Raw genomic sequence first — 11,475 nt, 5'->3', positions numbered from 1 at the left:
GGGTATGGTTGGGCAGGCCGATATGTGCGATTTTTCACGAAAAGAACAGGCGTCTGGAAAGTCCTGCCCCGGGGCGCGAAAACGCGAACGGGCCGCCGGCGGCACGAAGCGCGCGGGCGGCCCGGACAGGAAGGGGACCTGGGGCGGAAGGCTTACGCGCCGGTGAGGCTGCTGGCGAAGCCTTCGGCGCTGGTGCCGCCGTTGGAGCTGGAGGAGGAGCCGGCGCTCTTGGACTGGGCCTCCATGAGCTGCGACTGCACCATCATGAGCTGAGCCTGGAGCTGCTGCACCTTGGACTGCTTCTCGTCGGCGCTCAGGGTGCTGTCGTTCTGGGCGTCCTTGATCTGCTGCTGGAGCTCCTTGATCTGCTTCTGCAGCTTCTCCACCGTGGTTTCGCTCTCGCTGCTGGAGTCGCTCGAAGAAGTGGAGGAACTGCCAGCGGCCGCTTTGGCCTTGGCCTCGCTCGAGATGCTCACGGTGTCGCCGCCGGAGCCGGAGGACTCGGACGAATCGCTGCCGGTGCTCAGAGTGCTTTTGCTCGACTTGGCCATGGAGCCGATGGTCAGGCTGGTGGCGCTGTCGGACGTGGTTTGTGTGAGGCTGTTGGCGTAGGTGGAAATATCCATTTTCGTCTCCTGTAATAAATTTGGGTTTTGTGAGGCCTTTATTTCAGGAGCGGAGGCGCAATGGACCTACACTCTCTTTTCGGACCAGGTGGAAATTTCCTTTAGGGCGGATAAGCATTTTTCATGCCCGCCGTCCGGGCGGCAAGTGTTGCCACCCGCCGCGTGTTCGGGCTATCAGAACCTTGACCCGGCGCTTCGCCGGGCGAACCCCTGCCAGAAGTCCGCACACGGGGTGCCGCATGAGCCTGACCAATCTCGACTCCCTTTTCAGCCCCAAGGCGGTGGCGGTCATCGGTGCGGCCAACGACCCGGCCAACATCGGCCACGTGGTGATGAAGAACCTCATGGGCGGCGGTTTCACCGGGCCGGTGATGCCCGTGAGCTGCGAGGCCGAGGCCATCGCCGGAGTGCTGACCTACGCCACCGTGGCCGAGCTGCCCAAGACCCCGGACCTGGCCATCGTCTGCCGCCCCCTGCTGGAGGCCCCGGCCATCATCGACGCCCTGCGCGCGCGCGGCACGCGTTCCGTGGCCCTCATGGGCCCCGGCTTCGCCCGCCTGGACGAGAAAAGCCGCCAGCGCCTGCGCGCTGAGATGCTCGAAGCCGCCCAGACCCCGGCCCTGCGCATCCTGGGGCCCAAGTGCATGGGGCTCATCGTGCCCTCGCTGAACCTGAACGCCAGCCTGGCCCACACCGGCTGCCTGCCCGGCAAGACGGCCTTCCTGTCCCAGTCCGACAGCCTGTTCACCACGGTTCTGGACTGGGCGGGCAGCCACGGCATCGGCTTTTCGCACATCATTTCCCTGGGCGCGCAGATCGACATCACCTTTGCCGACATTCTGGACCACCTGGGCGCGGACCCGCTGGTGCGCTCCATCCTGCTCTACGTGGAAAGCATCCACGATGCGCGGGGCTTCGTCTCCGCCGCGCGCGCGGCCAGCCGCAACAAGCCGGTGCTGGCCCTGCGCCCCGGCCAGGCCCTGCACGCGGCCCTGGCGGAACTTGCCGCCGCCACGGGCGACGCCGCCGAACTTGCCGCCAGCGCCTCCACCGACGAGGTCTACGACGTGGCCTTCCGCCGCGCGGGCATGCTGCGCGTGGGCAGCATCGACGGACTGTTCGACGCCGCCCAGACCCTTTCCGGCGGGCGGCCCGTGCGCGGCGACCGCCTGGCCATCCTGGCCAACGGCGCCTCGGCGGGCATCATGGCGGCGGATGCGCTGCTCTCCGGCGGGGGCAGGCTGGCCCATTTCACCGACGACACCACTCTCGCCCTCGACAAGCTCCTGGGCGGCGCCTGGGACGGCGGCAATCCGGTGGGCCTGCGCTTCGACGCGCGCGCCGCCGACTGGGTGGAAGCCCTCAAGATCCTGCTCAGCGATCCCGGCGTGGACGCGGCGCTGCTGCTGCATGTGCCCTTTGCGGGCCTGTCTGAAATCGAGGTGGCCGCGGCCGTGGCCCTGCAGGCCAAGCGCGCCAAGCGCATGGTGCTCACCTCCTGGATGGGCTCGGACTCGGCGCTGAAGGCGCGCGCGGTCTTCGCCGATGGCGGCGTGCCCACCTACGAGACCCCGGAGCAGGCCGTGCGGGCCTTTTTGTACATGGTGCAGTTCCAGAAGAATCAGGAGCTCCTGATCCAGACGCCGGACTCGCTGCCCTCGGACTTCTTCCCGGACACGCAAGCCGCGCGCGACACCTGCGCCCGGGCCCTGGCCGAGGGCAGAAGCCAGCTCACCAGCGCCGAGGCCAAGGACGTGCTCACGGCCTACGGCATTCCCGTGGTGGAAACGCGGCACGTGACCAGCGCGCGCGAGGCGGTCATCGCCGCCGACCAGCTGGGCTACCCCGTGGCCGTGAAGCTGAAAAGCCCGCAGATCAGCCAGCCGCACGAAGTGGGCGGCGTGGTGCTCGACCTGGAAGGCCCGGACAAGGTCTGGGAGGCCTGCGCCAGCATTCTGGCCCGCGTTTCGCGCCAAAGGCCGGACGCTTACATCGACGGCTTCACCGTGCAGAAGATGGGCCGCCGCGCAGGCGCGCACGAGCTGTTCGTCTCCACCCACCTGGACCCGGTGTTCGGCCCGGTCATCGCCTTCGGCCACGGCGGCGACGCGCGGGAAATGATCCGCGACCGCGCCGTGACCCTGCCGCCTTTGAACATGAGTCTGGCGCGGGAGCTTGTCTCGCGCACACGCATCAGCGGGCTTTTGTCCGGCACGCCCCAGCACGCCCCGGCCGATGTGGACGACATCTGCCTGACCATCATCCAGATCGCCCAACTGGTCATCGACGTGCCGCAGATCGTCAGCCTGGACATCAACCCGCTCTACGCCGACGAGATGGGCGTGCTCTGCCTGGGCGCGCGCATGGGCGTGGCCCGGGAATCGCGCCTGGGCGCGGAACGCCTGGCCATCCGCCCCTATCCCAAGGAGCTGGAGGAGCCGGCGGTGCTGAAGGACGGCCGCAAGGTGTCCCTCAGGCCCATCCGGCCGGAGGACGAGGCCGCGCACCGCGCCTTCATCAAGCAGCTTTCCGACGACGACCTGCGCATGCGCTTCTTCGGGTCCGTCCGGCGGGACTTCGACCACAAGGACATGGCCCGCTTCACCCAGATCGACTACGACCGCGAGATGGCCTTCATCGCCAGCGCGCTGACCGAGGGCGGCCTGCCGGAAACGCTCGGCGTGGTGCGCACGGCCACCAAGCCGGACAACACCGACGCCGAGTTCGCCATCATCATCCGCTCCGACCAGAAGGGCACGGGCCTGGGCAGCCTGCTGTTCCGCAAGATGATCGACTACACCCGCGCGCGCGGCACCCGCCACCTCTCGGGCCAGACCCTGGTGGAGAACAAGGCCATGCAGGGCCTGGCGCGAAAGTTCGGCTTCGCCATCAAGCTCAACCCCGATGAGGAGCTGGTGGACATGGTGCTGGACTTGAGCGCGCCGGCCGGTCCGGCGTGAAACAGACCTCCCAAGCCTGAACCACATATATTGAACCGCCACAGACAGAGTCGGGAGACACAATGAAGACCTTCTTCGCCGCGCGCATGGAGCGCTGCATCGGCTGCCAGAGCTGCTCGCTGGCCTGTGCAAGGCTGGTGCACAAGCGCCTGTCCTGGTACACCGCAGGCATACGCATCAATTCCTCCGGCGGCATATCCACCGGCTTCGAGGCGCGCGTGTGCCTGGCCTGCGATCCGCCCCCGTGCGCGGCCGTCTGCCCCACGGGGTCCCTCACCCCCCGCAAAAGCGACGGCGGCGTGAAGCAGGACCGCACCCTGTGCATCCGCTGCGGCAAGTGCGTGGCCGCCTGCCCCATCGAGGCCATCGTGCAGGACGAGCTGGACAATCCCTACATGTGCCTGCACTGCGGCCGCTGCGTGCCCTATTGCCCCCACGATTGCCTGGAGCTGGCCGAAAAGGGCCAGGCCAACTTCGTGCAGGAGGTGGCCGAATGATCCGCCCGCACTTCCGCGTCGTCATCGTGGACCTTTCCACCCGCAAGACCCATGTGGAGAACGTGCCCGGCCGCGAGGTCTGGCTCGGCGGCTCCGGCCTGGCCGCGCTTCTGTTCGAGAAGTACGGCGACCCCGGCGCGCCCTGGACCGACCCCAAACAGCCCCTCATCTTCGCCATCGGGCCACTGACGGGCTATTTCCCGCTCATGAGCAAGACCGTGTGCTCGTTTCTTTCGCCCTACCACGGCCAGTACACGGAATCCCACGCGGGCGGGCGCAGCGCCCTGGCCCTGCGCTTCGCCGACATGGACGCGCTGGTCGTGGTGGGCAAGGCCGAGCGCCCCTGCGTGCTCTCCGTGGGGCACAAGCACATGGACATCAAGGACGCGCCGTTTCTGTGGGGCAAGGACGTGTTCACCACCGGCAAGATGGTGCGCAACATGCTGCCCGGCTCCGGCATGCGCAGCATCCTGCGCATCGGCCCGGCCGGGGAAACCGGCTGCGCCTACGCCTGCATCAACGTGGACACCTACCGCCACTTCGGGCGCATGGGCTCCGGCGCGGTGATGGGCGCCAAGAACTTGAAGGCCATCGCCATCCAGGGCGACGCCTCGTTCCCGCTGCCCGAGGGCAACAAGGAATACCCCAAGGTCTTCAAGGAGATTTACGAGCAGCTCACCGAGACCTCCATGATGAGCAAGTACCACGACCTGGGCACCGCCGGGAACGTGGCCGCCCTGAACGAACTGAAGAGCCTGCCCTGGCGCAACTTGCAGGCCACCACCGACCCCGGCATCGACGGCATCAGCGGCGAACGCTTCGCCAAGGACATGCTGCTGCGCAATACCGCCTGCGCGGGCTGCCCCGTGGGCTGCATCCACATCGGCTACCTGCGCGAGAAGTTCATGGCCGACAACCGCTACCTGTACCGCCAGGTGGCCTACGACTACGAGCCCATCTTCTCGCTCGGCTCCATGCTCGGCATGACCGACGGCTTCGCGGTGCTGGGCCTCATGGACGCGGTGGAGCGCGAGGGCCTGGACTGCATGAGCGGCGGCGTGGCCCTGGCCTGGGCCACGGAGGCCCTGGAAAAAGGGCACGTCACCGAGGCCGAGACCCTGACCCCGCTCAAATTCGGCGAGGCCGAAGGCTACAAGACCGCCATAGGCCACCTGGGGCGCGGCACGAACGAGTTCTACCGCCGCCTGGCGCAAGGCACCATGAAAGCCGCCGAGCACTACCACGGCGAGGACTATGCCTGCGTGCTCGGCCAGGAGATGGCGGGCTACGCCACCGGCGAAACCTTCTTCGTGTCCGAGTCCTTGAGCTTCCGGCATTCGCACCTGGATTCCAGCGCCTACTCCGCCGACCAGAAGCCCCAGGACAAGGACGCGCCCAAGGTCGTGGCCGGGTTCGTGAAGGACGAGGCCAGCCGCATCGTCCTGACCAGCATGGTGGGTTGCCTGTTCGCGCGCGGCGTGTACTCCACGGAGCGCCTGCAACAGGCCCTGTCCTCCCTGGGCTACGCCGATGTGGCCGCCAACCTGGACAGCGCGGGCACGGCCATCCAGCGGCTGCGCTGGCGCCTGCGCATGCGCTCCGGCTACGCGCCCATGCAGGCCAAGATCCCCAAGCGCTACACCGAGATCAACACCTGGAAGGGCCCCATCGACACCGAATACATGGAGACCCTGCGCCAAGCCTACGCCGCCAGGCTCATGGAGCTGGGGCGCGAAGAGGAAGCGGCGGGCAACGTATAGGCGCACGGCACGATGGGCGCCGTTCCCGCCCTGCGGAACAAACCAAGCGGAGCGCAGCATGCGGCAGTCCAAAAAGCCCCGCGTCATCATCGTCGGAGCCGGCTTTTCCGGCATCTTCGCCGCGCGGGAGCTGGCGGGCGGCCCCTGCGACGTGCTCATCATCGACCGCAACAATGCGCACACCTTCCTGCCGCTGCTCTACCAGGTGGCCACGGCGGCGGTGGAGTCCGAGCACATTGCCGCGCCGGTGCGCGGGGTCATCCGCGCCATGGGCCGCAAGGCCGCCAACCTCGACTTCCTCATGGCCGAGGTGCGCAGCGTGGACTTCGCGCAGCGCGAGCTGCTGGCCGAGGGCCAGGACGGCGAGGAACTGCGCCTGCCCTATGACTATCTGCTGCTTGCGCCCGGCAGCGTCACCAACACCTTCGGGGTGCCTGGCGCGGACGAACACGCCTTTTCGCTCAAGAACCTTGAGGAGGCCGTGCGCCTGCGCAACCACATCCTGCGCAGCTTCGAGGCCGCGGCCTGGACGGCGGACGCCGACGCCCGGCTGAACCGCCTGTGTTTCGTGGTGGTGGGAGGCGGGCCCACTGGCGTGGAGCTGGCCGGAGCCATGGCCGAACTCATGACCGGGGCGCTGAAGCGCGATTTCCCGCGTCTGGGGCTGAACCGCCCCTGCGTGAGCCTGCTGGAGGCGGGCGACGGGCTCTTGCCCGGCTTTCCACAAAATCTGCGCGACTACGCCCGCACCAAACTGACCGCCATGGGCGTGGACGTGCGCCTGGGTGCGCAGGTGAGCCGCGTTGGCGCGCAGGGCGCGGAGTTGAAGGACGGCGGTGTCATCCATGCCGCAACCGTGGTCTGGACGGCCGGAGTGAAGGGCGAGCCGCTGGCTGTGCGCCTGGGCCTGCCCCAAGCACCCAACGGGCAGCTGCTGGCCCGGCCCACCCTGCAAAGCCTGGAGCACGAGGCGGTCTTTCTGGCGGGCGACATCTGCCGGGCGGAGCACGAGGGACGCCCCCTGCCCATGTTCGCGCCACCGGCCATCCAGGAGGGGCGGCACGCCGCGCAAAACATCCTGCGCCTGCTGCGCGGGGAACAGCCGCGGCCGTTCAAGTATTTCGACAAGGGCATGATGGCCACCATCGGCAAGCGCGCGGCTGTGGCGCGCATGGGCGGCCTCACCCTGAAAGGGCTGCCCGCCTGGCTGCTGTGGCTGGCCGTGCATCTGGCCTACCTCATCGGCTTTCGCAACAGGCTGTTCGTGCTCGCCAACTGGGCTGTGGACTACTTCCTGTCCGAGCGCGTGGTGCGGCTCATCAGCAGGCGCAACCCGCTGGAATGAGGCGGAAGGGAGAGCAGGGATTTGGCTGGGGCGCTGCCCCAGACCCCGCCAGGGGGTATGCACCCCCTGGACCCGCAGGCCAAAGAAGAAGCCCCGGAGCGCTTTGCGCTCCGGGGCTTCTTCTTTGGGGGCAGGGAAGCGGGACGGGTTCGCCAGCGCCAACGATGCCCTGTGCCGCTTCCCGCCCGGACCCTCCGCGTTCTGTTCTGCTTCATGCGGCTTTCGCGCCTGAGACAAAACCGAACGCCACCGGGAGTCCAGAGGGCCTCGTGCCCTTTGGCGGGGCTCGGGGGCAGCGCTCCGGGGACCGTTATCCCAGCAGACCGCCGGGCTTTTGCAAGCCCAGGGCCTGATACACGCGGCCCATGTCCAGGTGCTGGCGCAGGAAGTCCGCTAGGCGTTCCAGCGCGGGCTCCAGCCCGAAGCGCGTCTGCGGCTCGCCCAGGGGCGCAAGGCCCTTGCGCTGGCGCAAGGAGTCCACAAACTGGCGGCGGAAGGCGTCCTCGTCGAACACGCCGTGCAGGTACGTGCCCCACACGCGCGGAAAGTCCGCGTCGTCGCCTTGCGGGGCCAGGCCCCAGGCCAGGGCGCGGCCCGTGGCGTCGGTAAAGAGCGGGATGGCCGCGGCGTTTTCGAGCACCGTCTCGCCGTGGTGGATCTCGTAGCCGCTGATGGCATGCCCGGACGCGGGGTGCGCAAGGGAGACGCGCGTGAGGGTCTTGTCGCGCTTGAGTTCCGTGCTGAGCGGCAGAAGGCCGAAGCCGTCCGCCGATTTCTGGCCTGATTCCAGGCCCAGCGGGTCGTCCACGCGGGTGCCGAGCATCTGCAAGCCCGCGCAGATGCCGATGACGCTGGTGGCCTCGGGCAGGGCGCGCAAGGCGGCGGCAAGCCCAGCGCCGCGCAGGGCGCGCATGTCGTCGATGGTGTTCTTGCTGCCCGGCAGGATCACCGCGTCCGGCGCGCCCAGGTCGCGCACGTCGCGCACCAGGCGCAAGGCCACGTCCGGCTCGGCCGCCAGCGGGTCCAGGTCGTTGAAGTTGGCGATGCGCGCCGGAACCACCACGGCGATGTCCAGAGCGTCCGGGCGCTTGGCTCTGCGGGTCGAGCCCGTGTTGCCGAGGCCCACGGAGTCCTCCTCCGGCAGGGCCCCCCCGGTGAGCTCGGGAAGCCAGGGCACCACTCCGAGCACCGGCTTGCCTGTGCGGCGGTAGAGGAAATCGAGCGCCGGACCGAGAATGCTGGCGTCGCCCCGGAATTTGTTCAGCACGTGGCCGATGACTGTGGCGCGCTCGGCCTCGTCCAGAATGTCGTAGGTGCCGGAAAGGGCCGCGAACACGCCTCCCCGGTCGATGTCGCCCACCAGGAGCACCTTGGCCCCGGCGTGCAGCGCCATCTTCATGTTCACGATGTCCTGGTCCTTCAGGTTCACCTCGGCCGGGCTGCCCGCGCCCTCCAGCACCATCACCTGATGCTCCGCCGCCAGGGAGTCGTAGGCCTGCGTCACCGCCGCCCAGGCCTGGGGCTTGTAGGCGTGGTACTCGCGCACGTTCATCAGTCCCACGGGCTTGCCGTGGATGAGCACCTGGGAGCCGGTGTCGCCCGTGGGTTTCAAGAGCACCGGATTCATGCGCGGGTCGGGCGTCAGGCGGCAGGCCTGGGCCTGGGTGGCCTGGGCGCGGCCAATCTCGCGTCCGCCGTCGCCGGTATCGGGCGTGACGGCGGAGTTGTTGGACATGTTCTGGGCCTTGAAGGGCGCCACGTCGAAGCCGTCTTCCAGGAGAATCCGGCAAATGCCCGCGGCCAGCACGCTCTTGCCCGCGTTGGAGCAGGTGCCCTGGACCATTATGGCCGGGACCCTTCGGGTCATCACAGGGGGCTGCGCCTTGACGATCCCGGAGAAGCGGGCCAGGGCGTCCACCAGCTTCGCGTTCTGCTCCCCGGTGCGCACGGCGATGCGGAAGTAGCTGTCGTCCAGGCCCTCGAAATTCTTGCACAGGCGGATGGCCAGGCCTTCGGACAGCAGGCGCTCGAACAGCGGCTGGGCGCTCATGCCCACGCGGTCCAGGCGGCAGAGCAGGAAGTTCGCCTGGCCCGGGAACACGCGCAGGCCGGGAATCTCGCGCAGCTCCGCGGTCAGGGCCTCGCGCAGGCGCGCCACTTCGGCAATGGTGCGGCTGCGGTAGTCCACGTCGCGCAGGCAGCGCGCGCCTACCTTTTGCGCCAAGATGCTTACGTTCCAGGGCGGCAGGCGGCGGCGCAGGCGGGCCGCGTTCTCCGGCGAGGCGAAGCACAGGCCCAGGCGCAGGCCCGGCACGGCGTAAAATTTCGTCATGGAGACCAGCACGATGACGTTGTCCGGCCGCTGGCGCACCAGTCTTCCTGCGCCGGCCGCGCCGCCCGCAGCTTCATCGCCCGCCTCGTTGTCGATTCCGGGCACGAAGTCCGCGAAGCTCTCGTCCACCACGAACAGGCTTTGCGGAAAGGCCCGCGCCAGGTCGCGCACGTGCCGCGCCGGTACGCACGCGCCCGTCGGGTTGCCCGGACTGGTCAAGAGCACCAGGGCCGGGCGGTCCAGCTTGGCCGCCAAGGCTTCCAGGTCGGGCGCAAAGCCCTTCTGCGCCAGGCAAAGGAGCGGCTCCACCTCAAGCCCGGCCAAACGGCAGCAGCGGTCCTGGTCCACATACGCCGGGACCGGGATGACCGCCCGCGCAAGCCCCTGGCGCGCCGCCAGCTGGCATATGGCGGGCAGCAGTTCGGATGCGCCGTTGCCCGCCACGGCCTGGGTGGGCCACACCTTGTACAGTTCGCAGGCGGCCAGGGTCAGGTCGGCCGCTTCCGGGTCCGGGTAGTGCTGCACCTGGGCCAGGGCGTCGGCCACGGCCTCCGGCAGCCACGTGGGCGGGCCCAACGGATTGATGTTGGCCGAGAAGTCGATGAGCTCCTCCGGCCGTACGCCCGCGCGCTCGGCCAGTTTCCAGATGTTGCCGCCGTGGGCGTAGCGGTCCGCTTCGGGCAGCCGCCCGGCGGCGCTTCCGGCCGCGGAGCCGGGGAACTGGGTCAGGCCGCCCAGATGGTTCTGGCGCATGGGGCGCTCCTTGGCGCTGAGGTGGAGGGGACTCGCATCTGCCCTGCTGTAGCCCCATTGCCCGCGCGCGGCAAGGGCGGGACAAAGGGGGGAGGGCGGCTTCACGTCGGTTCTCCCCCCCTGGCGGAGGGGTCGGGGGGGAGACGTGCTGGGCCAAAGGCATCACCACGGCCAGCACAGTATGCCCCTCCCGCCATCGCGAAGCCCCGCGGGTCCAGGGGGTGCATACCCCCTTGCCGGGGGCTCTTGCCTCGCGGCCGGGCATGCTTATTTTGCAAGGCATGAAGCACATACTCTGTCCCACCTGCACCGCCGTGAACCGAGTCGACGACGCCCGCCTGGCCCAGGCCGTGTGCGGCAAGTGCGCCAAGCCCCTGGCCGGGGCGCAAGTGCTGCACCTGGACGGCCCCTTGCTGGACGCCTTGCTGGCCAAGGACGATCTGCCCCTGCTGGTGGACTTCTGGGCCCCCTGGTGCGGCCCGTGCAAGATGATGGCTCCGGCCTTTGAGGAAGCCGCGAGGCGTTTGGCTCCGGGTGTGCGCCTGGGCAAGGTGGACACCGAGGCCAACCCGGCACTTGGAGCGCGCTTCGGCGTGCAGTCCATCCCCACCCTGGTGCTGTTCCGCAATGGCGTCGAAGTGGGCCGCCTGTCCGGCGCGCGCCCCGCGGGCGACATCGTGACCTGGACCCTGGGCGCGCTGCGCTAGCTAGACTCCGGCGAAGTCGGCGGAATCGAGCAGGATGGTCACCGGCCCCCAGTTGACGAAGTCGAGGAGCATCTCCGCCCCGAAGACCCCGGTGGCGAAGGGTCCGGGGCACTGGGCGGCAAGGTCTGCGGCCAGCCGGTCGTAGAGGCTGCGGGCCAGCTCCGGCGCGGCCGCGTCGGTGAAGGAGGGCCTGCGCCCCCGGCGCGTGTCGGCATAGAGGGTGAACTGCGACACGAGCAGAAGCCCGCCGCCCTGGCCCGCTTGGCCCGCCTGGGTGGTCTCGCGCAGGCTCAGGTTCAGCTTGCCCGCGTCGTCGGGAAAAATCCGCAGATCAAGCACCTTGGCGCAGAGCGTGCTCCACACCTTGGTGCCCGGCAGCTCCGGGCCGTCGGCCTTGCCGAAGCCCGCCAGCACCAGCAGCCCAGGGCCGATCTCGCCCGTCCGGCGGGTTTCCCCGCCCCCGCCCCCGTCCTCGGCCTCGACCACGTCCACGGC

At 68.9% G+C, this 11,475-nt stretch carries 8 protein-coding genes; 5 read left to right on the top strand and 3 right to left on the bottom strand.

All coding sequences use genetic code 11. The annotated features are described in order from the left end of the window. Positions 1 to 152: 152 nt before the first annotated feature. Positions 153 to 626: a FlxA-like family protein gene (locus VN419_RS06095; RefSeq protein WP_325645513.1), complete on the bottom strand. Its 474-nt coding sequence runs from the start codon at positions 624 to 626 to the stop codon at positions 153 to 155. Between the two features lie 239 nt (positions 627 to 865). On the opposite strand from VN419_RS06095, the gene VN419_RS06090 reads away from it, so the two are divergent. The 4 genes from VN419_RS06090 to VN419_RS06075 all read left to right on the top strand — a co-directional run bounded on the left by VN419_RS06090 (position 866) and on the right by VN419_RS06075 (position 7,188). After that, positions 866 to 3,586 carry a bifunctional acetate--CoA ligase family protein/GNAT family N-acetyltransferase gene (locus VN419_RS06090; RefSeq protein WP_325645511.1) on the top strand — a complete coding sequence of 907 codons (2,721 nt, stop codon included), beginning with the start codon at positions 866 to 868 and terminating at the stop codon, positions 3,584 to 3,586. A gap of 62 nt (positions 3,587 to 3,648) precedes the next feature. Beyond that, complete coding sequence (locus VN419_RS06085) at positions 3,649 to 4,083, top strand: 4Fe-4S dicluster domain-containing protein (RefSeq protein WP_325645509.1); 435 nt, start codon at positions 3,649 to 3,651, stop codon at positions 4,081 to 4,083. Next, complete coding sequence (locus VN419_RS06080; protein WP_325645507.1) at positions 4,080 to 5,843, top strand: aldehyde ferredoxin oxidoreductase N-terminal domain-containing protein; 1,764 nt, start codon at positions 4,080 to 4,082, stop codon at positions 5,841 to 5,843. The genes VN419_RS06085 and VN419_RS06080 overlap by 4 nt, the downstream gene beginning before the upstream one ends. Before the next feature lie 58 nt (positions 5,844 to 5,901). Then, on the top strand, positions 5,902 to 7,188 hold the full coding sequence (locus VN419_RS06075) for an NAD(P)/FAD-dependent oxidoreductase (protein WP_325645505.1): 1,287 nt from the start codon (positions 5,902 to 5,904) through the stop codon (positions 7,186 to 7,188). A 310-nt stretch (positions 7,189 to 7,498) separates the two neighbouring features. Here VN419_RS06075 and VN419_RS06070 read toward each other — a convergent pair whose 3' ends face one another. After that, positions 7,499 to 10,273: a cobyric acid synthase gene (locus VN419_RS06070; protein ID WP_325645503.1), complete on the bottom strand. Its 2,775-nt coding sequence runs from the start codon at positions 10,271 to 10,273 to the stop codon at positions 7,499 to 7,501. A 272-nt stretch (positions 10,274 to 10,545) separates the two neighbouring features. Here VN419_RS06070 and trxC point away from each other — a divergent pair, with 272 nt between their 5' ends. Next, on the top strand, positions 10,546 to 10,980 hold the full coding sequence (gene trxC / locus VN419_RS06065) for a thioredoxin TrxC (protein ID WP_325645517.1): 435 nt from the start codon (positions 10,546 to 10,548) through the stop codon (positions 10,978 to 10,980). On the opposite strand, the gene dtd is transcribed toward trxC, so the two are convergent. Next, positions 10,981 to 11,472 carry a D-aminoacyl-tRNA deacylase gene (gene dtd / locus VN419_RS06060; protein ID WP_325645515.1) on the bottom strand — a complete coding sequence of 164 codons (492 nt, stop codon included), beginning with the start codon at positions 11,470 to 11,472 and terminating at the stop codon, positions 10,981 to 10,983. It abuts the gene before it with no gap. Positions 11,473 to 11,475: the final 3 nt, after the last annotated feature.

Origin of the sequence: Humidesulfovibrio sp., assembly GCF_035560995.1 — a bacterium.
In the GTDB taxonomy this organism is placed as follows: Bacteria; Desulfobacterota; Desulfovibrionia; order Desulfovibrionales; family Desulfovibrionaceae; genus Humidesulfovibrio.
The sequence above is the reverse complement of the archived record's forward strand: the minus strand, read 5'-3'. Positions and strand labels throughout refer to the sequence as shown.

Coding starts and splice junctions, on each gene's coding strand:
- VN419_RS06095 (WP_325645513.1), bottom strand. CDS start 626: ATGGATATTTCCACCTACGCCAACAGCCTCACACAAACCACGTCCGAC.
- VN419_RS06090 (WP_325645511.1), top strand. CDS start 866: ATGAGCCTGACCAATCTCGACTCCCTTTTCAGCCCCAAGGCGGTGGCG.
- VN419_RS06085 (WP_325645509.1), top strand. CDS start 3,649: ATGAAGACCTTCTTCGCCGCGCGCATGGAGCGCTGCATCGGCTGCCAG.
- VN419_RS06080 (WP_325645507.1), top strand. CDS start 4,080: ATGATCCGCCCGCACTTCCGCGTCGTCATCGTGGACCTTTCCACCCGC.
- VN419_RS06075 (WP_325645505.1), top strand. CDS start 5,902: ATGCGGCAGTCCAAAAAGCCCCGCGTCATCATCGTCGGAGCCGGCTTT.
- VN419_RS06070 (WP_325645503.1), bottom strand. CDS start 10,273: ATGCGCCAGAACCATCTGGGCGGCCTGACCCAGTTCCCCGGCTCCGCG.